Origin of the sequence: Paraburkholderia sp. J63 (genome assembly GCF_905220245.1) — a bacterium.
Classification (GTDB): Bacteria; Pseudomonadota; Gammaproteobacteria; order Burkholderiales; family Burkholderiaceae; genus Paraburkholderia.
This window is the reverse complement of sequence record NZ_CAJMZF010000047.1, coordinates 19,646-46,224: the sequence shown is the minus strand read 5'-3', so window position 1 is coordinate 46,224 and position 26,579 is coordinate 19,646. Positions and strand designations below refer to the sequence as shown.

Genomic DNA, 26,579 nt, shown 5'->3' with positions numbered 1-26,579 from the left:
CGCGCATGCTGGCGTTCAGGACGATGACCGCTCGCCCGCGACCTTGGACGCGGGGGTGACGGCCGTCTCGCCTTGTCGCGCGACGTCGTCGGCCGAAGCAACAGCCGAAACACCCGCCGAAACCGCCGTGCGATGCGCCCCCTCCACAAGCGGCAGCCAGACGACGATCTGTGCGCCCCCGCCCCCGCCTCCGCGCAGCGCGGCGCTCACGCGTCCGTCGTGCGCTTCGACGATCGAGCGCACGATCGACAAACCGAGCCCCATGCCGTGCGGCTTGGTCGTATAGAACGGTTCGAACAGCTGCTCGGGGCAGACGACGCGAAAGCCGCTGCCGCGATCGGCGACAACGATCTCCACGCCTTCGCCCGCCCGCCTCGTCACGAGCGTGAGCACGCGATCGTCGGGCGCCGATTCCTGCATGGCGTCCATCGCGTTCACGGCAAGATTGAGCAGAACCTGCTGAAGCTGGACGTGGTCGCCCATCACCTCGAGATCGGCGGCCGCGAATTGCGCATCGATGCGGATGGTGCGCCGCCGCGCTTCAGGCTCGATAAGCGGCAGCGAATGCTTGAGCGTGGCATCGAGCGGGAGCGGCGCGAAGACAATGCTCTGCTTCTGCAGCAGGGCCCGCAGGCGCTGCACGACGTCGTTGGCGCGCAAGGCGTCGCGTTTGACGTCGGAGAGGATCTCCTGGAGCTCGCTCACGTCCAGGTGCTGCGAAGCCACGAGCAGCTCGGCCGCGTCCGCATTGCTCAGGATCGCCCCGAGCGGCTGGCCGACCTCGTGCGCGATCGAAGCGCTCAGCTCGCCCGCGGCGGCAAAGCGGGCCGCGCGCGCGAGCTCGCTGCCGCGCTCGGCGGCCACGGCTTCGGCGCTGCGCCGTTTGCGGCGTTGCGCGAGCAACGCGACGATGGTGAGCGCCTGCGTGAGCAGCACGCCCAGCAGCGTCAGCATCGTGCCGCGATACTCGCGAAAGATCGACGGCGGAAAATTGATGAGCTGGCAGCCTTCGGGCAGACCCGAAATCGACAAACCATAGCGCTCGGCCTCGGTGACGTTCGCCACGCAATGAGCGGGCATCGGCGGCAGATCGACACCCGCGGCGCTCCCGCCGTTCTTCAGGATGGCGACCGCCGCTTTCCCTGTATTGATGCCGTTTTCGGCAAGATCGTAGACGGCCCCGCCGGTGATGCCGCTCTCCACGTACGTCGAGTACCAGCCGTAGATGGGCGCCTTGCTCGCCCGCACCATGGGCTGCAGCAGCTGATACGGGAAGTAGCGGTGCCCCTCGCGGTCCCGGTAGACCGTCGTGTAGATCACTACGTCATGCTTTCCGAGTCCCGCTAGCCGCTTCTCCATCTCGCCGAGCGTGAGCCCTTCCCATCGCTCCACGGTTTTCCAGCGCCCCGGATCGCGGCCCGCCGCTTCGACCACACGCTCGATCATTTCCGCATCCACGTCGGTCACGCCGCCCACGACGATGAGGCGCCGCGCCTCGGGCTGGAGCGCCTGCGCGATCGCGAGGGTCTTGCCGACGTCGGTCGGGAACGGCAGCGCCGCGAACCCCGGCGGCAACGCGTGCTGCGTCATCCACTCTTCGGGCACGCTCGAAAGCAACACGGGCGTGCCGGGCCAGAGCGCCGCGCGATACTTCAACGCGAAGTCCGCGGCATGCACGCCGAGCACGATGATGAGGTCGATGTGCTGGCCGTTGTACTTCTTTTCCAGCAGCGCGAGGAATTCCTGCGTGAGATGCTCGTCGCCGAAGCGGAATCCGTCGATGGCGTCGAGATAGACTTCCGCGCCGCCCTGCAATTCGGCGTCGAGTACGCTGCGAATGGCGCGGATCTGCACGAATGCCGCTGGCTGGCTGGGATCGGCGCCCGTCAACAGCAGCACGCGCGCGGACTCGACGGCAAAGCTGGCCGATGCGCCGCCCATGCAGAAGAGAAAAAGCCCGAGCCGGATTGCGCTCGTCAGCGTCCAGGCCAGGCCATCCACGCGCGCCCGGACGCGCATCGTGCATAGCATGCCCCACTCAAGTGCGTGAAGCCGCACGCACGCGTGATACGTGCGCGCGAAACGCGCTTCAGCGGAATATCCGGGGCTCGTCTTCATTCGGTCAGTTTGGATATTGGCGCTTGTCCAGTTCGATCCGAAGCCCAGGCAGTCTAATTGAATAATGCTTCAAAAATTGCTTGAGCAATGAAATATCGGGAATAAGTCGTGCCAATGCCGACTAGCGTAAACCTGCGCCCCGCGAGCACCGTATGCGTAATGCGCGTTACATTAAACTTCGACTGAAATCGTGTCGAAATCAGGCAATTGCTGAACAGCTTATTCCGTATGCCGATTAGCGGCCCGGAATCATGGCGCAAGAACGCTATTGGAGGACCGGCAATCTCACCATCGATTCAGTGCGGCGCAGCAATTCGGCCAGCGTGGTGGCCTTGAACTTGTGCATCAGTCCCGCGCGGCAGCTTTTTATCGTGCGCTCGGAAAGTCCGAGCTGAGCGGCGATCTGCTTGTTGCGCAGCCCGGCAACGATGCCGCGCAAAACGGCCTTCTCGCGATCGCCGAGATCGACGGGCCGGGTTTCCGCGGGCGGCGGCGCGTCGGCCGCCGGTGCGCTCAGCGCCGCGTCGAGCGCGTCGAACAACGTATGACGGTCGAAGGGCTTGAGCAGGAAGTCCACGGCGCCCGCCTTCATGGCCTTGACCGTTCTGGGCACGTCGCTGTACGCGCTCATGAAAACGACGGGCAACGCGCGCGGATGGCGCAGCAGCGCCTGCTGGAGCTCGAGCCCGCTCGGCCCGCCCAGTTCGAGATCGAGCAACAGGCAGCCCGCGCGCGCATCAGGTTCGCTAACGAGATATTCGCCGGCAGACGCATAATCGCGCACGTCATAACCGGCGCCATGAAGCAGGCGCCTTAATGCAACTCGCATTGCCGCGTCGTCATCGACGACGTGAATCACCGTATTTTTATGCTCGATCACGGCACTCTCCAATTTCATGCGATCAATCCATTGCCATTCGGATCCCGACGCAATCTTAGACGATAAACACGCGAGTTGTAAGCTAACATCGCTTCAACCCGGTATTCGCCGCTGCACCTCATATTTATATCAGCAATTCAAAAAACAGGTTTGCCCGAGTGTGCATTTCCTCATGCGCTTTTTGCTCTGCACAATGCCTATGCCACATAGTGTAAGCGTCGATTGTGAACAATCGGAATCTTTCGCGCAAAAAGCGTCAATTAAGGGAATAAGAAAAGGGAATGCGCCGCGCTATTCGAATGAGCGTGCGGGAATTGAATCGAGGCGGCCGCCAGCACGGGCGAGCACCTCGCGTCACGGCGCGATTGCCGTGAAGAAGCGCACCGGAAGGCGGCGCGCCTGAAGTGGCATTTAGTTTGCGCCGCTGCGCAGCGCCGTCTTGGCCAGCTTCCCCGTGGGCGTACGCGGCAGCGATTCGCAGACGACATATTCGCGCGGCATCTTGTACTTCGCGAGCTGCGAAGCGAGGAAAGCGCCGATGTCCGCTTCGTCGAGCGCGGCGCCCGAGGCCGGCACGACGAAGGCCACGACGGTTTCGCCCCACTCCGGATGCGGGCGGCCGACCACGGCCACGTCGCGCACCGAAGGATGCGCGATCAGCACGTCCTCGACCTCCTTCGAGTACACGTTCTCGCCGCCGGTCACGATCATGTCCTTGCTGCGATCGACCACGAAGAGATAGCCGTCCTCATCCATGCGCACGAGATCGCCGGTCCGGTACCAGCCGTCGACGATGGCCTCGGCGCTCGCCTCGGGCGCATCGAGATAGCCCTGCATCAGCGAGGCGGCCTTGAGCCAGATTTCGCCGACCTCGCCGGGGCGCGCTTCTCGGCCGTTCTCGCACACCACGCGCATTTCGACGCCGGGCGTGGGCTTGCAGCCGATCGAGCCCGCCTTGGCGACCTGCTCCTCGGGATGGAGCACGGTGCCGGCCGGCCCGGTCTCGGTCATGCCGAACACCTGATAGAACCGCTCGCTGCGATAGGCGGCCATGAGCCGTCTCGCGGTCTCGGCCCCGATCGGACCGCCGCCGTAGACCCACGCGCGCACGGAGCCCAATTCGTAGTCCTCGATCTTCAGGCCCATGTGCAGCGGCAATAGATAGGACACCGGAGCGCCGAAATAGAGCGTGACGCGCTCCGCCTGCACGGTCTCGAGAAACACCTGGGGATGGTATTCGCGCTGCAGGACGAGCGTGCCGCCCATGTAAAGCGTGCCCAGCATCCAGTTGTTCAGCGGCGAGGAATGCCATAGCGGCATCGCAATGAGCGTGCGCTCGTCGTGCTTCATGCCCACGACTTCGGCGGCCGTCGCGGCCGCGCTGCAGGCGCTATGGTGGCTCAGCAGACAGCCCTTCGGGCGCCCGGTCGTGCCGGACGTGTAAAGCACCTCGGCGATCGAATGGTCGTCGGGAACGACGCCTTCGAACGGCGCAGCGGCCTCTACGAGCGCGTCGAACGACGCGTGCCCCGGCAGCGCGCTATCCGTGCCGAGCCGCACGCCCGGCGTGGTCAGCCGCTCGACCACGGGGTGCAGCGCACCATCGAAAATCGTCACGCCCACGCGCGCATGCGCGAGGATGTAATCGACTTCGGGCGCCTGCAGCTTGTGGTTGACCGGCACGACCGCCGCGCCCATGCGCCAGGCCCCGAGCATCGCGAACACGAAGCCTGGCGTATTGAAGCACATCATGGCGACGCGGTCGCCCGCGCCCACGCCGTGCTGGGCGAGCACGCGCGCGGCGCGGCGTGCGAGGTCGTCGGCCTGGGCATAGGTCCACGTACGCCCCGCGTAGCGCAGGAAGGGCTGGTCCGGTCGCGTGCGGACCTTGTCGTCGAAGAGGGAAACGATATTCATGAGTAAGCAGATCGATCTAACAGGTGCCGGGGCGCGTGCGCCCCGACGTTTTCAAACCGGCCACGCGCGGTCGATGATGGCCGCGCTGGCCACCTGACGCGGCAGCAAACCGAAGGTGCGCCCCCACTCCGGATCGAAGCGGCTCGCCATAAACGCGTCGCTCACCGCCGGTGGCGCGTATTCGCTCACGAGCCGCGCCTGGATCAGCAGGATGAGGCGCTGCGCCTCGCGCCGCGCCTGGGCCTCATAGGACGCATCGTCGAGGCCGAGCGCCGTCACGAACGCATCGAGCTGGCGCCGCAGCGCCGGTTCCGCGCCGCATGCGCCGCGCAGGTCGTCGACGAGCGCCGCCATGGCGTCGGGCTCGCGCCGCATCGCCCGCATCATGTCGAGCGCCATGACGTTGCCGGAGCCCTCCCAGATCGAAATGACGGGCGTCTCGCGATAGAGCCGGCCCGTCGGGCTGTCGTCCATATAGCCATTGCCGCCGATCACTTCCATCGCTTCCGCCGAGGCCTCGATCGAGCGCTTGGCCACCCAGTACTTCGCGGCCGGCGTGACGATGCGCTTATAGGCGCGTTGCAGCGGGTCGTCGCCGGCATGCGCGAACGCCTGCGTGAGCCGCATCATCAGATGGGTCGCCGCCTCGCTCTCGAGCGCGAGATCGGCGAGCACGTTCTGCATGAGCGGCTGCTGCACCAGGGTCTTGCCGAACGCCGCGCGATGGCGCGCGTGATGAGCGGCCTGCACGAGCGCCTGGCGAATCAGGCCCGTGCTGCCCATCACGCAGTTCAGGCGCGTATGCGTGGCCATTTCGATGATGGTGGGCACGCCGCGCCCCTCCTCGCCGACCATGGTGCCCCACGCCCCCAGAAACTCGACCTCGCTGCTCGCGTTCGAGCGATTGCCCACTTTCTCCTTGAGCCGCTGGATCTGGACCGCGTTCTTGCTGCCATCGGGCCGAAAGCGCGGCACGAAAAAGCACGAGAGGCCGCCGTCCGTTCGCGCGAGCACGAGATGCGCGTCGCACATGGGCGCCGAGAAAAACCACTTGTGGCCGACGAGCGTGTACTCGCGCCCCGTCGCACTACCCGCGATGGGCGTCGTGACCGTCGTGTTCGCGCGCACGTCCGAGCCGCCCTGCTTCTCGGTCATGCCCATGCCGACGAGGATCGAGTCCTTTGCCTCGAGGGGCACGTCGCGCTCGTCGTAGCGCGTCGAATAGAGCTTGCCCGCCAGGCGTTCAAAGAGCGCCGGCTCTTTCTTCAGCACCGGAATGCACGCGAAGGTCATGGAGGTCGGGCACTGCGAGCCCGCCTCGATCTGGCCGTGCATCGAAAACCCGGCCGCATAGGCCGCCCACGCGCCGGCGCGGCCATCCGAAAACGGCTGCGAGACCAGATTCTGCTCGCGCAGCATCTTCATCATCGTGTGCCATGCGGGATGAAATTCGACGCGGTCGATCCGGTGGCCCTGGCGGTCGAACGTCTGCAATTCGGGCTTGCAGCGGTTCGCGAGCTCGGCCGCCTGCAAGGTCGAGGCGCTGCCGAGCCGCGCGCCATAAGCGACGAGATCGGGCTCGTGCACGCCGCCTCCCGCGCGCCGCACGGCCTCCTGCAAGGCCAGGTCGCGCGTATAGAGGTTGTAGTCCTGCAATTCGGGCACGACGTTCACGACGTCGTGTGTGCTCCAGTTCATCGTCCGGGATCCTTGAATCGGTGGTGGTCGTCGGCCGCCGGTTGCCGATTTCGGCAAACGAAGCGGCCGGGCCATATAATTGATACTATTGGGTATCAATTCATGAGTCAACCGGGGTTTTCCCACGCAGGGGCCCGACCCGGCCAGGCCGCATCCCCAAGTACACCGAAAGAGTTCGATGCTAGACTTCATAGCGTCGCTTCCAGCCTGTCGAAGGACGCAACATACCCCCAGTGCTGCAAGGCACGACCCTACCGCTCGCGCTTCAACGCTCTTCAAATTCAAAACATAAAGGTGCGCTCATGGCAGAGATTCAAAGTTTGGAAACACGGCAGGCATTCGGCCGCGCGGCGCGCGAGCAGGCAAAGCGCTCCCTGCATGCGAAAGTGGGCAATGTCGATCGCGATCCGGTGGAATTGCTCCAGCAAAACAGCGCGGGACGTGTGGAGGCGCTGGTCCCCTTGCGCTATGGGCGCATGTCCGTTTCGCCGTTTACCTTCTTTCGCGGCAGCGCGATTCTCCAGGCCCACGATCTGGCCGAGACCGTCAACACGGGCATTGTGTTTCCCATTTGCGGCGACGCCCACCTCATGAATTTCGGCGGTTTCGCCACGCCCGAGCGACAGCTCGTGTTCGACCTCAACGACTTCGACGAAGTCGCGCCGGGCCCCTGGGAATGGGACCTGAAGCGGCTCACGGCGAGCCTCGCGATCGCGGGCGAGCATATGGGCATCGGCCGCGGGCCGGTCAGCGACTTCGTCGCCACGGCCGTGCATGAGTATTGCGATCGCATGCGCGAGTATTCGCAGTACAGCACGCTCGATCTCTGGCACGAGATCGTCACGTTCGAGCGCATGATCGAGAACGCCGAATCGGACGAAGGCCGGCGCTTGCTCCTCAAAGCCAGGGAAAAGGCCGCGACGCGAACCAACGAAAGCATGCTGGCGAAGATGGCGGCCGAGCAGGAGGGCCGCTGGGTTCTTCAAGACGCGCCGCCGGCGCTGTTTCATCCGGGCGGCCCCAATTCGCTGCTCGGCGAGCACGAAGCCTGGTCGAACACGCACGCGTGGCAGAACAAGCTCGACGCCGCGTTCAACGCCTACCTCGGCACCCTCGCGCCCGAGCGCCGCGCGCTCCTCGGCCAGTTCGCGCTTCAGGACGTGGCATTCAAGGTGGTGGGCGTGGGCAGCGTGGGGACGTTCTGTCTCGTGCTGCTCCTCATCGACAGTCACGGCAAGCCGCTCTTCCTTCAGGTGAAAGAGGCGCGCGAGTCCGTGATCGCGCGCTACTTCACCTCCGATGTTCCCGCGCACCAGGGCCAGCGCGTGGTGGCCGGGCAACGGCTGCTCCAGGCGGCCAGCGACGCGTTTCTCGGCTGGACCACGGGGCCCGCGAAGCGCAACTTCTACTTCCGCCAGTTGCGTGACATGAAGATTTCGGCCGAAGTCGAGCGCATGAGCAACACCGTCCTCCAAGGCTACGCGCGCCTGTGCGGCTGGGCGCTCGCGCGCGCCCATGCGAAGGCGAGCGGCAAGGCGGTCGAGATCGCGGCTTATGTCGGCAACGGTGATCGCTTAGCCGATGCCCTCACCGAATATGCGTTCGCGTGCGCCGCGCAAAACGAGAAGGACTACGACACGTTCATGCACGCATGCCGCTCGGGCAAGCTCGAAGCGCGCAGCGACGAAGACATGGCCGCGGACTTCCGCGTCTGAGGTCAGATACGAGAACTCGCCCGGCTGCCGCTTCGCGACAGCCGGTTTGCGTTTTTACCGGTCAGCCCGAATGCGCAGCGAGCTGCCGGAGCATCGGGCCCGCGTGATCGTGGAACTTGCGAATGCCGGCGCACAAATAGTTGAGCCCCGCCTCTCCATCGGGACTCCGAATGAAGCGATTCTTCGGGCACTCGCCCCAGCACAGCTTCAGGTGCTTGCAATCGCGGCAGTAGGCGGGCAGCGTATCCCGCTTCGCATAGCCGAACTTCTGCTGACGGGCCGAGAACGCCATCTCGCCGATATGCGTCTCGCCGATGTTTCCTAACGCATAGTCGGGATAGACGTAGTGATCGCACGAATACACCTCGCCATCGTGCTCGATCGCGAGCGCCTTGCCGCAAAATTCGGCGGTGATACAGGTTTGCGACGGGCGCCCCATCGTCTGGACGACGGCCGTCTCGAAGAGATTGACGAGCACGCGCCCGACGTCTTTTTTGTACCACTCGTCGAAGGTTCTCGAAAGGAAGTAGCCCCAGTCGTCGGGATCGACCGACCAATCGGTCACGACCGAGTCATCATTGCCGGGCTTTGCGGCACGGCTTCCCAATAGCGGCTGCGCCTGCTCGGGCCAATGCTGCGGCGCCACGCTGCGAAAATCCTTGGGCTCCACACAAGGGATGAACTGGATATAGGTCGAGCCGAGCTCGTTGCGCAGGAAGCGATAAACGTCGATGGGCCGCCTGGCGTTGATCCGGTTCACGACGGTCAGCGTATTGAACTGCACGCCGTGCTTGCGCAACAGGCCCGCGCCGCGCATCACGCTGTCGAAGGTCGGGCGGCCCTTGCGGTCCACGCGCATCGCATCATGCAATTCGCGCGGACCATCGATGCTGAGGCCAACCAGAAAGTCGTGTTCCTTGAGGAACGCGCACCACGCATCGTCCAGTAGCGTGCCGTTGGTCTGGAGGTCGTTCGAGATGCGCCGGCCCGGCGGCGTATAGCGCTTCTGGATCTCGACGATGTCGCGGAAGAAGTCGAGGCCGAGCATGGTCGGCTCCCCGCCCTGCCACGAGAAAATGACCTCGTCGCCGTTTTGCGCTTCGATGTACTGCCGGATATAGCGCTCCAGCGTGGTCGGGCCCATGCGGCGCCCGCGATGCTGTTCGAGCAGATGCTCCTTGTGCAGGTAATAGCAATACGTGCAGTCGATATTGCACGTGGAGCCGATCGGCTTGGCCATCGCATGGAAGCGGCCCTTCTGTGCGGGCGCGACGGGTTCGGGGGCCTGCGGACGCTCCGCGAAGAAGGTAATGGGGAGTTCCACCGCTGTTTCACCGCTTTCACGCATTTGATGTCCCCGCTATTCGTTACATTGCATGCACCAAGGCATCCTACCCCGGCCTGGCCGTGGCGATCACTGCCCATTCGCCTTCTGCGCGGGATAGACGGTCTTCCAGTCCTGCTTCATGCTGACGACGATCCAGCCGCGCGTCTGCGCTTCGTCCCATGCCTTGTCGAGCCGCGCCGATCCGGCGTTGCGATCGTAGGCGAATTCGCGCGCCGCATCGTCGTGATGCAGCAGCAGCCCGAGCGATGGCCCCGCGCCGCCCGTCGTGTATTCGAGCATCTCGCGGTCGCCATCGGAATTGCCGAAGGCCAGAATCGGGCGCTGGCCGATCGCGCGGAAAATACCCACGGGCTTGCCCGCGCCGTCGTCGATGAAATCGAAGCCCGGCTCGCGAATCAACACCGGCTTGCCGTCACGCATCGCGTACTTCAGCTTCTCCTCGGTGCCGACCATGTGCTCCGGCGCAATGCCATAGGCTTCGCTCGCCCAGACGCGCATGAATTCCGTGGTCCCGCCCGAAACGATCCAGACCGTGAAGCCGTTCGCCTTCAGCAGATCGAGCAGCTCCAGTTGCGGCTGATAGACGAGATCCGTATAAGGCCGGCCCAGTGTGGGATGTTTCGCGCTCGCGAGCCACGTGCGGATCGACTGGTCGTATTCATCGGTACTCATGCCGCTGTTGGATTCTTCGAGCAGTTGCAGCAGCGCTTTCTGATTTTTCGCGAGCGCGGCGCTGTCGTGCGCCATCAATGCCTTGAAGGCGGGATTGCGCTGCCATTCCGGATGCCGGGGCGCCGCCGCCTTCAACTGATCGACCATGAACAGCACCTGGAACGGCATCGGCTGCTCGCTCCAGAGCGTGCCGTCGTTGTCGAACACGGCGATGCGCGCTTCGGGCGGCACGTAGGTGGGCGAGCCCTGCTCCGTGACCCCGGCCACGAACTTGAGAATGGCGACGCGAGCCGCGCTGTCCTGCCACGAAGGCAAGGCCGCGGCCGTCGGCACACCGGCTGTGACCGCGGCCGGCGGCGCGGCTTGCGCGGTGGCGGGAGGCTCGTGGCTGGCGCAGGCGCCAAGCGCGAAGCACGCGCAGAGCGCGAGTCCTGCGAGGCGCTGCCATGCGCCACGCGGGCGCGCGCCGGGCTGACTGTCATGCATGATGAATCCGTTTTTTCAAATCAGCAGAAGACAATGCGGACAACCGCCGCGCGCCGCCTGGGCGACATCGTCAGTTATCCGCAACGATCGAGCGATTGATTAAAGCTCAGTCCATCAGTTTCCGCTCGGCATGGGAATATTAAAGCCGTTCTTGCTGAGCTGATCGCGCACGTACTGGAAGCGCTCGTATTGCGAAAGCGTGATCGGCCCCGAATACGCCTCGCTTTGCGCCTTGCGCGGCGGATACTGCACGTAGGTCTTCATCAGGTCCTTGATCGCGCCCGCGAACGCCGGGATGGTCCAGGTGTGCTCCGTGAAGTTGTTCATGTAGATATCGTAGCGCTCCTGCGGATCCTGCCAGAGGTCGAAGACCTGCGGCACGGTCGCGACGTAGCTCTCCGGTCCCTTCCAGCCGAGGTTCGAATCGACCGCGAGGCCGCCGGTCGCTTCGCCGCCATCGCCGCGCAGGTTGAATTCCGCCTTGAAGCGACCGACACGCACGGCGCCCGGCGTGAGTTCGTTCTCGGTGAAATAGAACCACTCGTTGCGCTTGCTCTTGCCGGTGCCGAACAATACCGGCGTCATGTCGTAGCTGTCGAAGATGATCGGCTTGCCCTCGCGATCGTTCTTGGGCAGGTCAATGCCGGCGAGCTTCGCGAAGGTCGCCATGAAATCGAGGCCGCCCAGGATATCGTAATTACGCTGGTGAGGCTTGATCTTGCCCGGCCACCATGCAATGCAGGGCACGCGCGCGCCGCCTTCGCGGTCGGTGCCCTTGGTGCCGCGGAACGGCGTATAGCCCGCATCGGGATACACGTCCTGCCATGCGCCGTTGTCGGTCGTGAAGATCACGAGCGTGTTCTTGTCGAGGCCCTTCTGGCGCAGCTTGTCGAGCACGTGACCCACGCGCGCATCGAGCTCGACCAGCGAATCCGCATATTTGGTCTTCGCCATCGACTTGCCGATGTACTCCGGAGCCGGCAGGTTGGGCTGGTGGACCTTCATGAAGTTGATGCTCACGAAGAAAGGCTGGCCCTTCTTCGCGGCATCGTCGATGTCGTCGAGCGAGGCTTTCTCGATGTAGCGGTCCAGAAACGGTATGCCCACGACCCCCTTGTCCGGGGTATCCACGTACTCGCCATTGACCTTGAAGTCCTCATGCGGCTTTTCCCCGGCCTTGCCCGAGAGCATGCCTCTCGTGACCTTGGCGAACATCGCCCGGGTCTGCTCGTCCATGTCCGGGAACCATTTTGGATCGGCGTACGTATAAGCATTCAAGTGATAGAGGCCGACATATTTCATGTCGTCGTAGCCCTGGGCGTTGGGCAGTGCGTAGTCCGCTTCACCCAGGTGCCATTTGCCCGTGAAGTAGGTGTTGTACTTCGCCTGCTTGAGCACGGAGGCGAGCGTCCATTCGGCATGCGGCAAGCCTCCGCCCTGCCCCTGGAACGACACCGTGGTCATGCCGCTGCGGTTCGGGTTGCGGCCCGTCTGAATGGCGGCGCGCCCCGGCGTACAGCTAGGCTGGCCGTAGAAGTCGAAGAAGGTGATCCCCTCGTCGGCCATGCGGTCGAGATTGGGCGTGGGAATGCCGCGCCCTTCGCCGCCGCCATAGACGCCGAGATCGCCCCAGCCCACGTCGTCGGCCACGATCAGCACGATGTTCGGGTGCGCGTTCTGCTGCGCTTCTTTCTGTGCGTGGCCGTTCATCGCCAGCGCGAGCAGCCCCGCTGCGGCGAGGACGAAAGGCGCCCGCTTGATAGGCTTGGCAAACCGCCCCAAGCGTGATTCAGGATTCTTGCCGGATTGCATATGTTTCCCCTTGTGTCGCTCGATTTAAAGCTGGACTGGATTCAACGTGGAGCGCCCGTTGCCTTCAGAATCTCGTCGATCAGCGCTTCGCCGAGAAAAGGCTTGATCAGCACCGTATGCGCTCCGGTACTTTCGATGGTGCGGCGCATGCACCCGCCTTCGTAGGCCGTCATGAATACGGCGGGCGGACGCGGCACATGCAAGGTTCCGTAGAACGCCGGCCCGGAAATGCCCGGCAATTGCACGTCGATGACGAGGCAGCGCGCAGTGGACGCGAGTTCGAAAACATTGGCGTCCTCCGCGCTATGAAACGAACGCGTGCGAAAGCCCGATAACCGGAGCAGTCGCTCGACGGCGCGCCGCAGACCGGAATCGTCTTCCACTATCACGATCAATTGCCGCTCCTCGTCCATGCGCTGCCCACCTGGCTGTTTGACGAGTTTTGAACAGATGCATGCGCAACGCCATAGGGAGTCGGGGAAATTCGCTTTCACCTTCGGGCAAGAACCCTCAGCGTCGCTCAGAAACCCCATTCGTTCCATAGGGACTCGGGGCAGCCTCATTTCCCCTTCGGGCAATATCGGGCAGAAACCTTTCCTTTCCCGAAAGCGGCCAGTACATTAGGCACTGCAAGTGCGCTGCCCCTACTGCTACGCGCGTGCTACGACGACGCTTTCGCGCGGGCAGCGCCACTCGTTCACACGCATGGAGAACACGATGAAAAGAAGGGTTTCATGCATGCTCATGCTGGCCGCGGCGCTGGTCACACCGCAGGTTTTCGCGCAGGCATCGGCGCCGGTTGCGGCGAGTGGCGTCGCCAATCCCGTCGATCCCGCCGCGGTCGCGGCGCTGCAGAAGATGGGCACCTATCTCCAGTCGCTCAAGCGCTTTAGCGTCTCGACCGAGCTCACCGGAGAGCGCGTGCTCGAAGACGGCCAGAAGTTGCAGCACACCGCGACGGCCGAGCTCGACGTCGATCGCCCCAACAAGATTCACGCCGTTCTGTCGAGCGCGCGCAGCGAGCGCGAGATCGTCTTTAACGGCAAGAACGTCACGCTCTATACGCCGGCGCACAAGTACTATTCGACGGTCCAGTTCGACGGCACGATCGGCGCGTTGATCGACAAGCTGCGCGATTACTACGGCGTGGATTTCCCGCTCTCCGATCTGTTCGTGTGGGGCACGCCCGAGGCGCCGACCGATCAGTTCGAATCGGCGATGTTCGCGGGCCAGGACTATATCGGCTCCGTTTTATGCGATCACTACGCATTCCGCCAGAAGGCGATCGACTGGCAGATCTGGATCAGCACCGGTGCCAATCCGCTGCCACGCAAGATCGTGATCACGCGGCGCGACGACGATGCGCGTCCGCAGTCCGTTTCGATTCTCGACTGGTCGGTGCACGCCAACTTCAAGGGCTCCGAATTCACGTTCCGGCCGCCGGCGGGTGCGAAGAAGATCGAGATCGTTCCCGTTGCCAACAAGGGGTAGGCCCATGAAGAACATCAACAGGCACATTCCCGCCCGTCTTGTCGTCACCGTATTCGCTGCCTGCGTCGCTCTTTCCGTACCGCCGCTCGCGAACGCCGTCGGGCGCGGCGGCGGTGGCGGCCACGTCGCCCGGGAGCGCCCGGCCGGCGGCGGCGGTGGCGGCGCACGCGCCAACCGGCCCGCGATGAATAACGTCAACGCCGACGCCCGCACGCGCAACGTGCGCAACACGAGCGTGAACAACGTCAACGTGAACCGCAACGTCAACGTGAATGCAAACGTCGACCGTCATGGCGGCTGGGACGACGACTATCACCCCGTTGCCACGGCCGCCGCCGTCACGGCCGCGGTCAGCGTGACGTCCGCGGTGGTGGGCTCCATCGTCCGCTCAGTGCCGTCGAACTGCGTGCCGGTCAATTACGGCGGCATGGTCTACCAGCAATGCGGCAGCACCTGGTACCAACCGCAGGGGGCGCAGTACGTCGTGGTCAACGCGCCTTACTGATATCCTGCCCTTGCCGCCCGCGCACGGTGCGCGGGTGAACGCCGCTTCGCGGGCGCTCGCCTGCGAAGCGGCGTAGTTGCGAATCTCGCCGACGACCGGAGAGCACCATGAGCAAGTTCACGGAAAAGGCCAAGGAAGAATTCAAGAAGGTGCTGCCTCCGACGATCTTTTTCTTCGTCATCCTGCATATCGTCGCGCTGATCCGCTCGCTGATGGTGAGGGAGACCGGCATCTCGCTGCCCACGTCAGCATCGGTACTGCTCGCGTCGCTGATCCTCGGCAAATCCGTGCTGCTCGCGGACATGCTGCCCTTCATCAACCGCTTTCCCGACAAGCCGCTGGTCTGGAACGTCGCCTGGAAAACGCTGATGTATACGCTGGTCGCGCTCGTGATCCATTATCTCGAGCGGCTCTACGACTACTGGAAGGAAGCGCACACGCTGGTCGCCGCGAATCACACGCTGCTCACCCAGATCAGCTGGCCGCGCTTCTGGGCCGTGCAGATCCTGCTGCTGACGCTAATCTTCAACTATTGCGTGATTGCGGAACTCGCACGCGCACTCGGGAAAGGCCGCCTCAAGGCGATGTTTTTCGGGCCGCTGCCCAGGTCTTCGGACCGCCCGCGCCCGTAGCACGTTTCAGACAAGTACGCTCCTCGCCATTACGCGCCGCCGTCTCGCGGCGCGTTCTCTTTCCCCAGCCTAGAACGCCTTGCGCAACTGCAGCCAGCAGTGCACCGACGTATTGGCATTCGCGCTGAGAATCTCCGGCGTCCGTCCGAACGGGAACGCCACGCTCGCAGTGACCAGCAGCTTGTACGGCCCGTTCCACTGCACGCCAAAACCGGCGCTGCTCAACTGCCCCGTGTTGGGCCCCGGCACGAACGCCTCCTTGTATTGCTGCACCCAGCCCGTATCGACGAATGCGGAAAACTGGAAGATGCCCGGGATATTCTGGAACGCCGCGTCGTGCCGGTATTCGAAGGTCGCCAGATAGCCCCGCGAACCGGACAGCACGCCCACGTCATAGCCCCGCACGCTATCGGGGCCGCCCAGGTAGAACTGCTCCGAGGTGTCCAGGTTCTTGCTCGCGGTCTGCCCCGAGAAGCCGAAGTAAAGCGCGTCCCGGTTCGTGAGCTGCTGGAGCCGCGAGAGCGACAGCGACAGCTTGACGTAATGGCCCGCCGTATCCGCGCCGAGCTGGTCGATGATGTCGGTCTGCCAGTTGTTCGCGGAGAGCACGCCCCAGGTCATGGCAAGGCGCGCATTGGAGACGCCCTTCGCATCGAGCTCGTCGCCCGCGAGCGTACTGGTCAGGCTGTTGGTATGACGATCGTTTTGCAGTCCGATGATATCGATGTTGTCGTTGAGCCGGCGGAAGTCGTATTCGAGCTGCCCGTAGAGGTTGCCCGCCGTATTGCGGATCAGCGGATGCGCCAGCACCACGCCGGTGGTGAACGCCGAGCCATGCGAATCGAGGTCGGAAAGATCGTTGCCGAGCCGATAGTCGAGCGCCGACACCGTGGCCCCGAGCGTCGTGCCCTGACCATTGAGCAGATACCGGTAATCCATGCGCCCGTAGTTCATGCCGCCGCCCGAGGTCAGGCCGCTGAAGTCGAGCAGATCGCCCTGGTTGAACAGCCCGTTGATATAGACGCTGCCGCTGCCGCGCACGCGCCCGCTATAGGGGTCGCCGAAGTTGTCCACGCCCGCGTCGCCGGTGACGCGCTGCTGCGGCGTCACGTCGACGAGCAGATCGGACGTGCCCACCTGCTGCCCCGGGCGCAGCGTCGAGCTCACGAGCGCGCCGGGAATGTCCTGCATCAGCAGCAGCGTGCGCTCGAGCTCGAATTCGCTGACCGGCTGCCCCGACTGCAATGCGGCGAGCGTCTTGTCCAGCACGCGGCCCGATACCTGGCTCTGGTTGTTCAGCGACACGGCGCCGTAACGCGCTTCGGCCACGTCGATGCGCACGACGCCGCTATCGATCGTCTGCGCGGGCACATAGGCCGTGGCGAGCGGATAGCCGTGCTGGTGATACAGGTCGCTGATGCGGTCGGCCAGCGCGTTCAGGTCGGCGAGCGTGAGATTCTTGCCCTCGCTCGGCGCCACCACCGCATGCAGCATGTCGGTGGGCAGCTCGGTGTTGCCCGTGATCTCGATCTGGCGGACCGGGAAGGTCTTCGTGTTGTCGGCCGGCGCTTCCTTCGGCTGCTGGATCGTAAGACCGAGGTCGGAGGACGGCGGCTGCAACGTCGGCTGCGGCACCTGCTGAAGCAACTGGCCGCTGCCGCTATTGACGGGCGCCGTGCCCCGGACTTGTGCGTGCGCCGCCAGCGCCGCGGTGGCGAGCGTGATAGCGAGGCAGATTCGTGTCTTGCGCAGGCGCTTCGAGCGAGTCTCGATCATGGTAGGTAAGGTCGTGGCCGCGCTGCCGCGCGTGCGTTGTGCTGCGTGGTTCGTGTCCTCCACCGGAGGCCTCAGTTCGCGGGCAGGCGCACGCCTCCGTTGAGCACCGTGAGCGCCAGTCCGGGATGGAAGTCCGAGCGCGCCACATTGCGCTCGTTCGGGTGGTCCTCCTGTTTCTGGTTGCCGGCGTAGTTGCCCTGCGCGGTGTCCGCGGCGGTGCCATAGGGCGTCGTCACGTCGTCGGGTCCAAGCGGCGCCTGGACGCTCGTCAGCGTGCCCAGCGGCACTGGGGGAACCGGCGCGATGATGTCGGCGCTCAGGTCCGATGGTTGCGTGAGCACATAGTTGCCTGCGTCGGCGCCGTCGATCGTCATCGCCGTATGCACCGGCTTGCCGAAGCCGACGGACGGATTGTTGAAATAGCCCACGGTGTCGTTGCCGAGCGTCACGCTGTCCGCGCCCAGCACGCCGGCCAGCATCGCCCCCGAGAGCGGGTCGGACGCGTTGCCGTCATAGACCTTGTTGCTCGTTAGCGTGCCCACCACCGCGAGCGGCGCGGGCGTGACCGTGACCCAGTCCACGCCGCCCGCCAGCGTGTAGTTCCCGGCGAGCGCCGCGCCGTTGCCGCTCAGCGTGTAGCCGCCCAGTCCGCCCGCCGCGAAGCCGATCTGGTTGCCGACGTTCTTCGTCGCGAGCGTCCCGCTGCCCGAGAGCGTGAGCGTCTCGCCGTTCACGCCCTGGAGCACGCCGTTCGTGCCGAACAGGCTCGCGGCCGCGCCCGGGGTCGCGTCATAGACGCGGCTGCCCGTGAGGCTCAGGACGACCGGCGCGATGTTGGCCGATGTACCCGCCACCGTATTGAACGTGTAGTTGCCAGCGTCCGCACCGTTGCCCGTGATGCCCGTGACCAGAATGGGAATGCCAGTGCCGGCGTTCGGCGTGGCGAAGCCGGAAGACCCCGCGCTGAAGCTCACGTTGTCGCCGGCGAGGATGCCGCTGCTTCCCAGGCTGACCGCGGCCGCTCGCGTGCCGTCATAAACCTTGTCAGTCCCCGTCGCCGTCACCGTGATGGCGAGCGGCGTGATGGTCACCCAGTCGACGCTGCCGAGCAGCGTGTAGTTGCTCGCAAGCGTCGAGCCGTTGCCGGTCAGCTTGAAGCCATCGAGCGCGCCCGGCGCGAACGGCTTCTGCGTTCCGGCGTCGCGGTCCAGCAGATTGGCGGAGCCGGAGAGCATCAGCGTCTGGCCGGCCACGCCCGTGAGCTGGCCGCCGTTGCCGAAGAGGTTCGCGTCGGCCCGGTTCGTGCCGTCGTAGACGCGGCTACCCGTGAGGTTCAGGACGTATGGCGTAATGTCGGCGAACGTCGTGGCCGCGGTGTTGAACGTGTAGTTGTCGAGGCCGCTGCCGGTGATGCCCGTCACGTCCACCTCAATGCCGTTGCCCACGTTCGCCGTGACGAAGTTCGCGCTGCCCGCGGTGAAGGTGGCGGTGTCGCTGCCCATGAGGCCGCTCACGTTCAGGCCGCCGTTGAGCGTGGCCGTGGTCGTGGCGTCGTAGACCTTGTTGTTCGCGTTGGCCGTGATCGTCAGGAGTGCTTTGGTAATGTCCGCGCTCGTCGTTACCACCTTGCTGCCGAACGAATAGTTGCCGATGTCGGCGCCGTCGGCGAACAGGTTGACCGTGATGGGAATGTTCGTGCCGACGTTGGGCGAGACGAAATTCGGCGAGCTGTAATAGACGTGCGCGTCGTCGCCGGCCACGAGGCCGTTCACGGTGAAGTTGCTGAGCGTCGCGGCCGTCGTGCTGTCGTAGACCTTGTTCTGGCCCGTGGCCGTGATCGTCAGCGCCTTCGGCGTGATGCTCACCCAGTCGGCCACGCCCGTGCCCAGCGTGTAATTGCTGGCCTGTGCGCCGTTCAGGCCCGTGAGCGTGAAGCCCGCGAGGCCGCCCGGCGTCACGAACGCCTGCTGCGGGTTCACGTTCTTGCTTACGAGCGTGCCGCTGCCGCCGAGTTGCAGGTGTTCGCCGTTCGCGCCCGTGAGCAGGCCGTTGATGCCGAACAGGCCCGCATCGGCAATCGCGGTGCCGTCGTAGACGCGCGTGCCCTGCAGGTTCAGCACGTAAGGCAGGATGCTCGCTGTGGTCGTCGCGGTCGTGTTGAACGTGTAGTTGCCCGCGTCCGCCCCGCTCGCGCTAATGCCGTCCACGGTCACCGGCTTGCCGTTGCCGGCGTTCGGGTTATCGAAATTCGCGCTGGCGTAGCTGAAGTTCACCGCGTCGCCCGACAGCACGCCCGTGCTGCCGAATGCCGACAGCGTGGCGTTGGCGTTGCCGTCATAGGTCTTGTCCTGCGCGGTGGCGCCCACCGTGATCGCCAGCGGCGTGATGTTCACGTAGTCGGTGCCGCCCACGAACGTGTAGTTGCTGGCCTTCGCGCCGTTCAGGCCCGTGAGCGTGAAGCCCGCGAGGCCGCCCGGGCTGGTCGCGAACGGCTGCTGCGCATTCACGTTCTTGCTCGCGAGCGTGCCCGTGCCGGAGAGCTGCAGCGTTTCGTTGCCCGCGCCCGTGAGCACGCCGTTGTTGCCGAACAGGCTCGCCGCGGCGTCGGTATTCGCGTCGTACACGCGCGTGCCGGTGAGGTTCAGGATGTACGCCGTGATGTTCGCCGTGGTCGTCGCGCTGCTGTTGTACGCGTAATTGCCCGCGTCCGCGCCGGTCGCGGTGATGTTGCTCACCGTGACGGTCTTGCCCGTGCCCACGTCCGGCGTGTCGAAGTTCGCGCCGGTGAAGCCGAAGCTCACCGTGTCGGCCGCCAGCACGCCGGTGCTGCTGACACCCGCCGTGGCGGTCGTGGTGGTGTCGTAGGTCTTGTCCTGCGCCGTCGCGTCGACCGTGATGGGCCGCTGCGTGATCGTGCCCGTGAGGCCGGTGGGCTGGGCCAACGTGTAGTTGCTCGCATCGGCGCCGCTGATGCTCATGGTGTCCGCCGTCACGGCCTTGCCGGTGCCCGCGTTCTTGTTGTCGAACTGGCCCGTGGTGTCGTTGCCGAGCGTGACGCTGTCGCTGCCCAGCACGCCGGACAGCGTCGCGCCGCTCAGCGTGGCGTTGGCGTTGCCGTCGTAGACCTTGGTGTCGACCGTGGTGCCGGCGACCGTGAGCGGCGCGGGCGTGATAGTGACCCAGTCCGTGCCGCCCGTGAGCGTGTAGTTGCCGGCCGATGCGGTGCCATTGCCCGTGAGCGTATAGCCCGCGAGGCCATTCGCGGCGAACTGCTGCTGCGGGTTCACGTTCTTGCTCGCGAGCGTGCCCGTGCCGCTGAGCGTGAGCGTCTCGCCGGCCACGCCCGTGAGCTGGCCGCCGTTGCCGAACAGGGTCGCGGCGGCGCCGGTGGTCGCGTCGTAAACGCGCGTGCCCTGCAGGTTCAGCACGTAGGGCGTAATGTCGGCCGTGGTCGTCGCGATGGTGTTCGAGAACGTGTAGTTGCCCACGTCGGCGCCTGCCTCGGTGATGCCCAGCACCGTCACCAGCTTGCCCGTGCCGACGTCCTTCGTGCCGAAATTGGCCGACTGGTCGCTAAAGGTCACCTCGTCGCCATTCACGACGCCGGCGCTGCCGAGCTGTACGGTTGCCGTCGTGTTGCCGTCGTAGACCTTGTTGCTCGCGGTGGCCTCCACCGTGACGCCGAGCGGCGTGATGTTGGCGGTGAGTCCCGTGGGCTGCACGAGAACGTAGTTGCCTGCGTCAGTGCCCGAGGTCGTCATGCTCGTCGTGACCGGCTTGGCGTTGCCCACGTTCTTGTCGTTGAACTGGCCCAGGGTATCGTCGCCCAATATCACGTTATCCGAACCAATCACGCCCATCAGCGTGGCGCCGGACAGCGCGGCGTTGGTATTGCCGTCATAGGTCTTGTTCTGCGCAACCGTGTTCGCCACGGTCAGGGTCGCGGGCGTGATCGTGACCCAGTCGCTTCCGCCCGCGAGCGTGTAGTTGCTCGCCTTGGCCGAGCCGTCGCCGGTCAGCGTATAGCCATCGAGCCCGTTCGCCGCGAACGCCTTCTGGCTGCCCACGTTCTTGTCCGTGAGCGTGCCGGTGCCGCTGAGGGTGAGCGTCTCGCCGTTCTGCCCCTGCAGCACGCCGCCCGCGCCGAACAGGGTCGCTTCGGCGCCTGCGGTCGCGTCGTAGACGCGTGTGCCCTGCAGGTTCAGCACGCGCTGCAGGATGTTGGCCGTGGTGTCCGCTATCGTGTTGCTGAAGGTGTAATTGGCCGCATCGGCGCCGCTCGCGGTAATGCCGGTCACGTGCACGCCGAGATTGGTGCCCACCTCCGCCTGCGAGAAGTTGGCCGTCTGATCGCTGAACGTCACCTGATCGCCCGCCACCACGGCCGTGCTGCTCAGGCCGACCTGCGCCGTGGTCGTGCCGTCGTACTGCTTGTCGATGCCGGTGGCCGTGATCGTCGCGCCCAGCGGTGTGATGCTCGCGGTGATGCCGGACGGCTGAACGAGCGTGTAGTTGCCGGCGTCGGTGCCGGAAATCGTCATGCTCGTCGAAACCGGCTTGTTGGTGCCAACGTTCTTGGTGTCGAACAGCCCCGTGGTGTCGTTGCCGAGCGTGACGCTGTCGCTGCCCAGCACGCCGCTGAGCAGCGCGTTGTGCAGCGCCGCGTTGCGGTTGCCGTCGTAGACCTTGTCGTCGGCGGTCGTGTTGAGCACCGTGAGCAGCGCCGGCGTGATGGTCACCCAGTCCACGCCGCCCACGAGCGTGTAGTTGCCCGCGAGGCCGGTGCCGTCGCCGAGCGCGAGCGTGCCCAGATCCGCGAACGGAATCTGCTTGCCCACGTTCTTCGTGTTCAGCGTGCCGGTGCCGGTGAGCGTGAGCGTCTCGCCGTTCACGCCCGCGATCGAGCCGGCCGGCGCGAACAGGTTCGCGCCCGCGTTGGTGGTGGCGTCGTAGACGCGCGTGCCCGTGAGGTTGATGACCTTCGCCGTGATCTGGCCGAGCGGTCCCGTGGCCGCGGTCGGCAGACTGTAGTTCGAGAGGTTCGTGCCGAGCGCCGCCGTGTAGTCCGACGGCTCGAGCGTCGCGCCGATGCCGATGTTCGTGCCCACGTTCGGCGAGAAATAGCCGCTCGACGCGGTCTGCGTGACCGTGGCGCTCTGGTTGCCCACGAAGCCCGTGATCGTGAAGTCCGACGCGCCCAGCGCCACCGACTTCGTGCCGTCGTACTGCTTGACGGGGTTGCCCGTGATGCTGACCGTGAGCGGCGCCGGCGTGATATCGGCCAGCAGGTTCTGCGGCTGCTGCACCGTATAGTTGCCCGCCTGCGCGCCGCCCAGCGTGAAGCCGTTCGCGGTGACTTCCAGGTTCGTGCCCACGTTCGCCGTGATGAACTGGCCGTTGGCGGCGCCCGAGGAGAGCGTGACCTGGTCGTTGCCGAGCACGCCCGAAAGCGACGCGTTGGCAGTGCCGATCGTGGCGGCCGTGGTGCTGTCGTAGACCTTGTTGTTCGCCACGGCGCCGTTGACGATCAGCTGTGCGGGCGTGATGTTCGCGGTGAGCCCCGTGAGCGGCTGCAGCGTGTAGTTGCTCGCCGCGGTGCCCGAGATGCTGAAGCCGCTGGCTGTCACGGCGATGTTGTTGCCGACGTTGGGCGTGGCGAACGTGCCCGTCGTGGACGTGTTGAGCGTGACGTTGTCGTTGCCGATCACGCCCGAGAGCGTAGCCTGGCTGACATCGAGCGTGTCGGCGGTGGTCGTGTCGTAGACCTTGCTGGTCGCGTACGCGTTGAGCACGTAGAGCGGCGCCGGCGTGATCGTGCCGGGGCCCGACGCCGAAGTCGCAAGCTGGTAGTTGCCGAGCAGCGTGCCGCTGCCGGCCGTGTAGTTGCCCGGCACGAGCAGACCGCTGATCGTCCAGTTCCCCGCATGCGCCAGCGCATAGTTGAACTGCGTGGTCGGATTGACCGTCATGCTCTCGCCGGCAACGAGGCCATTGACCTGCAAATCGCCGCTGGTGACCCGCGCGACCGAATCGCCGTTGTACACCTTGGTCGGGTTGTTGAGGATGGTGACCGTGATCACGGCCGGAAGAATCGAACCCATCCCGGAAGCCGCGACCGGGAAAGAGTAGTTGTTCAGGTCGGTGCCCGCCGTGGGCGTGAGGTCGGACTGCGCGAGGCTCGCCGTCACCGGCTGGTTCCCGACGTCCTTCGTCGCGTAGCTGCCGGTGATCGTATGGTTCACCGTCGCGCCCTGGCCGGGGACGAATCCGCTGAACGTGAAATCGCTGGCGGGAATCGTGGCAATGTTGTTGCCGTCGTAGGTCTTCGACGGGTTGTTTGTGATGTCCGCCGTCAAGGTGCCGGGGTTGATCTGCCGCTTCACGATCGTGCCCATGCCCGTCGCCGTGGTGGGCAGGAGATAGTCGGACAGCAGCGTGTTCGGGCCCGCCTGGAAGTCGCCCGCCGGCAGGCTCGCGGTCACCACCCAGTAGCCGACGTTGGATGACGCATAGGTGCCCGATGCCGGATACGGATTCAGGGTGATGGACTCGCCCGGAATCGCGCCGTTCACCTGATAGTTGCCGGCGCCGAGCGTGGCGACGTCGTTGCCGTCGTAGGTCTTGGTCGGGTTGTTGACGATGCTGACCTGTACCGGCTGCGGCGTGATGATGCCGGACGTGCTCGTCACGGAGCCGGAAAACGTGTAGTTCGACATCGACGTGCCGGTAGCCGGCACGAAATCCGAGGGCTTGAGCGTCGCGGTGACGGTCTTGCCCGTCCCCGCGTGCGGCGTGTCGTAACTCCCGGTGACCTGTCCGATCGTCGCGCTCTCTGCGCCCACGAAACCCGAGATCGTGTAATTCGACTGGTTCAGCGTGACGCCGACGGTACCGTCGTAGACCTTGGTCGGCGAGCCGAGGAAGGTGATCGTGAGCGGCGCCGGCGTGATGTTCGCGGTAAGGCCCGTGATGCCCGTTACGGTGTAGTTGCCGGCCGCCGATCCGCCAAGCGTGAAGCCATTGACCGAGACCGCCAGGTTGTTGCCCACGTTGGACTGGCTGAAGGTGCCGGTGACGCCGCTCGTCGAAAGCGAGGCGTTGCCGCTGTCGGAGGCGATGAGGCCGTTGACCGTGGCGTTGCTGAGGTTGAGCGTCGCCGTCGTGGTGGCGTCGTAGACCTTGTCGTTGGCGCTCACGCCCGTGATCGTCACGGGCTTCGGCGTGATGTTGGCCGAGAGATAGAGCGGCGGCGAGACCTGGTAGTTGTCGGCCTTCGCGCCGGTCAGCGCGAAGCCCGTGGCCGCCACCGCAATGCCGTTGCCCGCGTTGGGGGTGGCGAAGGTGCCGGTCGCGCCGCTCGTGTCCAGCGCGACCTGCCCGCTGTCCGCGCTGATCACGCCGAACAGCGACGCGCCGCCCACGTTGAGCGTGTCGGCGCGCGTGCCGTCGTAGACCTTGTTGGTGGCAATGAGCCCGCTGATCAGCAACTGCGCGCGCGTGATCGTGCCGGTGCCGGCCGCCGAGGTCGGCAGCGTGTAGTTCGCGAGGTTCGTGCCGCTGTTCGCGACGAAATTGGTCGACGTGAAGGTCGCGTTGACGGGGATGCCCGTGCCCGCGTTCGCACTCGCGTAGGAGACCGAACTGGCCTGGTTCACGCTCATGCCCTGCCCGGCCACGAAACCCGTGAAGCTGTAGTTGCTGGCCGCGAGCGACGCCGAGGTCGTGCCGTCGTAGACCTTGGTCGGGTCGTTGACGATGCTGGCTGAGAGCGGCGCGGGCGTGATCGTGCCGATATCGGCCGAGGCCGAGCCCGTGCCCTTGTAGCCGTAGACCGGAATGCCGGCCGCATTGGTGAGGAGCGCCCCCGCGAACGAGGTGGGCGAGTTCACCGTGATGTCCGAGCCCGCGTTGGCCGTGGCATAGGTGCCCTGCGCGCGGACCACCACGTCGCCGTTGATGAGGCCCGAGGTCTGGATCTGGGCGCCGGTCAGGTCCGCCGTGGTCGTGCCGTCGTAGACCTTGCTCACGCTGCCCGTGAGCCCCGTCACGGTGATCGTGGGCGCGACGCTATAGAGCAAGCCGTTTCCCGAGACCGCTGCCGCGGTCCCATAGGGCGCGTCGTACTGGATGAACGCGGGCGTGAGGCCGCCCGTGGTGTCGCGGCGCGGATCCGTGGAATAGATCAGCCAGGGCGCCGAGGTCCCGGTGCTCACGGCCGAGCTGCCCGCGTTGTTCACAAAATTGGCGTTCGTGGCCAGCGTGACGCCCGCGCCGCCGATCACCGAAGCGCCCGCCGCGATCGTGAGATTGCCCGTGCCCGCCTGCATGGTCACGGCGCCCGCGCCGCTCACGGCCGCGTTCACGTTGATCGCGTTGTACGCCTCTAGCGTCAGGCTCGCAGCCGAGTTGGTCCAGCTGATGGGCGAGGCCACGGTGATGTCGCCATTGCCCGGCGTCTGCACGCCCGCGCCCGTCGCGCCCGATGCCGTGGTCTGCTCGACCACGTTGGTGCCGCCGTTCAGCGTGTTCGAAATCTGCGTGGCCGCATTGGCGTCGATGGTCAGGTCGGTCGGGTCCACGAGCCAGGTGCCGGCGCGCCCGAGGGGCGCCGCCGCCGTGATGTGCGTGTCCGGCGCGATGCTGAACAGCGCCGCCGACGTTTCGATCGAGCCGCCGTTGCCGCCGTTGGGCGCGCTCGCGTCGAGCGTGCCGCCCACGTTGACCTGGCCCCCCTCCATGCCGCCCAGCAACACGATCTTGCCCTCGTGGTCCTCGACGGTCTGCGCGCGAATCTTGCCCGTGTTGTTCACGGCGCTCGCGAGCAGCGCATCTTTCGCGCCCGCAGTCATGATGACCTGGCCGCCATCGGCCACCAGCAACTGGCGGTTCTCGGCCAGGTTGTCGAGCGTGCTCGCATCGACCTGGATATGGACGAGCCGCGCGCCGTCGAACGTAAGCGTGGCCGCGCTCCCGCCCGCGAGCGCGATCGTGCCCAGGCGCGCGCTGACGACGCCCTGGTTGGAGACGCGATTGCCCAGCAAGGCGACGTAGCCGCCCTCGGCCGCCGTAATCGTGCCCTGGTTGACGACGCTGCCCTGCCCGTTGCCGCTGAAGCGGCGCGTACTGCTGCCAAGGCTGTTCGGATCCACGTCGAGCGTGGAGGCCACGATGCCGCCCACGTTCACGCGCGCGGACGGCCCGAACAGCACGCCGTTGGGATTGATGAGCCAGACCTGGCCATTGGCGTTCAGCCGGCCCATGATCGCACTCGGCGTGCTGCCGAAGATGCGGTTGACCGCAAGCGCGTTGCGCCCCGGCTGAACGAAATCGACCGTCTGTCCGGCGCCGACGTTGAAGCTCTGCCAGTTGAGCTGGAGCGTGGGGCTGCGCTGCTGGATCGTGGTGAGCGCAGCCGACTGGCTGATCGAGCCGACACCCGACACGATCTGGCCGCCGCTGGGTCCGCCCGCGCCATAGGCCGGGGCGATCAACAGCACGGGCACGCCCGCGAGCAGCCACGCCACCATGC

General features: G+C 65.5%; 14 protein-coding genes. 4 read left to right on the top strand and 10 right to left on the bottom strand.

Going from position 1 to position 26,579, the window contains the following annotated elements:
- Nucleotides 1-15: 15 nt before the first annotated feature.
- The 4 genes from U5775_RS32845 to U5775_RS32830 form a co-directional block, all read right to left on the bottom strand.
- On the bottom strand, nucleotides 16-2,031 hold the full coding sequence (locus U5775_RS32845; RefSeq protein ID WP_322062297.1) for an ATP-binding protein: 2,016 nt from the start codon (nucleotides 2,029-2,031) through the stop codon (nucleotides 16-18).
- Nucleotides 2,032-2,383: 352 nt separating this feature from the next.
- Nucleotides 2,384-3,016, bottom strand: coding sequence for a response regulator transcription factor (locus U5775_RS32840; protein WP_322062296.1), 633 nt, complete (start codon nucleotides 3,014-3,016; stop codon nucleotides 2,384-2,386).
- Nucleotides 3,017-3,409: 393 nt separating this feature from the next.
- Nucleotides 3,410-4,915 carry a class I adenylate-forming enzyme family protein gene (locus U5775_RS32835; RefSeq protein ID WP_322062295.1) on the bottom strand — a complete coding sequence of 502 codons (1,506 nt, stop codon included), beginning with the start codon at nucleotides 4,913-4,915 and terminating at the stop codon, nucleotides 3,410-3,412.
- A gap of 51 nt (nucleotides 4,916-4,966) precedes the next feature.
- Entirely contained in the window at nucleotides 4,967-6,613 is a 1,647-nt protein-coding gene (locus tag U5775_RS32830; RefSeq protein ID WP_322062294.1) for an acyl-CoA dehydrogenase family protein, read from the bottom strand.
- A 302-nt stretch (nucleotides 6,614-6,915) separates the two neighbouring features.
- Here U5775_RS32830 and U5775_RS32825 point away from each other — a divergent pair, with 302 nt between their 5' ends.
- Entirely contained in the window at nucleotides 6,916-8,328 is a 1,413-nt protein-coding gene (locus U5775_RS32825) for a DUF2252 domain-containing protein (RefSeq protein WP_322062293.1), read from the top strand.
- 61 nt (nucleotides 8,329-8,389) lie between these two features.
- Here U5775_RS32825 and U5775_RS32820 read toward each other — a convergent pair whose 3' ends face one another.
- The 4 genes from U5775_RS32820 to U5775_RS32805 all read right to left on the bottom strand — a co-directional run bounded on the left by U5775_RS32820 (nucleotide 8,390) and on the right by U5775_RS32805 (nucleotide 13,059).
- Nucleotides 8,390-9,652, bottom strand: a complete 1,263-nt coding sequence (locus U5775_RS32820; RefSeq protein WP_322062292.1) for an anaerobic sulfatase maturase — start codon at nucleotides 9,650-9,652, stop codon at nucleotides 8,390-8,392.
- A gap of 90 nt (nucleotides 9,653-9,742) precedes the next feature.
- On the bottom strand, nucleotides 9,743-10,834 hold the full coding sequence (locus U5775_RS32815) for an HAD family hydrolase (protein WP_322062291.1): 1,092 nt from the start codon (nucleotides 10,832-10,834) through the stop codon (nucleotides 9,743-9,745).
- 114 nt (nucleotides 10,835-10,948) lie between these two features.
- Nucleotides 10,949-12,646 carry an arylsulfatase gene (locus U5775_RS32810; RefSeq protein ID WP_322062290.1) on the bottom strand — a complete coding sequence of 566 codons (1,698 nt, stop codon included), beginning with the start codon at nucleotides 12,644-12,646 and terminating at the stop codon, nucleotides 10,949-10,951.
- Nucleotides 12,647-12,687: 41 nt separating this feature from the next.
- Nucleotides 12,688-13,059 carry a response regulator gene (locus U5775_RS32805; RefSeq protein ID WP_322062289.1) on the bottom strand — a complete coding sequence of 124 codons (372 nt, stop codon included), beginning with the start codon at nucleotides 13,057-13,059 and terminating at the stop codon, nucleotides 12,688-12,690.
- 304 nt (nucleotides 13,060-13,363) lie between these two features.
- Between U5775_RS32805 and U5775_RS32800 the strand changes: the two genes are divergently transcribed.
- The 3 genes from U5775_RS32800 (at nucleotide 13,364) to U5775_RS32790 (ending at nucleotide 15,274) form a co-directional block, all read left to right on the top strand.
- Nucleotides 13,364-14,137: a DUF2092 domain-containing protein gene (locus tag U5775_RS32800; protein WP_322062288.1), complete on the top strand. Its 774-nt coding sequence runs from the start codon at nucleotides 13,364-13,366 to the stop codon at nucleotides 14,135-14,137.
- Nucleotides 14,138-14,141: 4 nt separating this feature from the next.
- Nucleotides 14,142-14,642, top strand: coding sequence for a hypothetical protein (locus tag U5775_RS32795; RefSeq protein ID WP_322062287.1), 501 nt, complete (start codon nucleotides 14,142-14,144; stop codon nucleotides 14,640-14,642).
- 107 nt (nucleotides 14,643-14,749) lie between these two features.
- Complete coding sequence (locus U5775_RS32790; protein ID WP_322062286.1) at nucleotides 14,750-15,274, top strand: hypothetical protein; 525 nt, start codon at nucleotides 14,750-14,752, stop codon at nucleotides 15,272-15,274.
- 69 nt (nucleotides 15,275-15,343) lie between these two features.
- On the opposite strand, the gene U5775_RS32785 is transcribed toward U5775_RS32790, so the two are convergent.
- Both U5775_RS32785 and U5775_RS32780 read right to left on the bottom strand, forming a co-directional pair.
- The gene (locus U5775_RS32785) at nucleotides 15,344-17,050 is read right to left on the bottom strand and encodes a ShlB/FhaC/HecB family hemolysin secretion/activation protein (protein WP_322062285.1); all 1,707 of its coding nucleotides are present in this window, start codon (nucleotides 17,048-17,050) and stop codon (nucleotides 15,344-15,346) included.
- A 71-nt stretch (nucleotides 17,051-17,121) separates the two neighbouring features.
- Complete coding sequence (locus U5775_RS32780; protein WP_322062284.1) at nucleotides 17,122-26,577, bottom strand: YDG domain-containing protein; 9,456 nt, start codon at nucleotides 26,575-26,577, stop codon at nucleotides 17,122-17,124.
- Nucleotides 26,578-26,579: the final 2 nt, after the last annotated feature.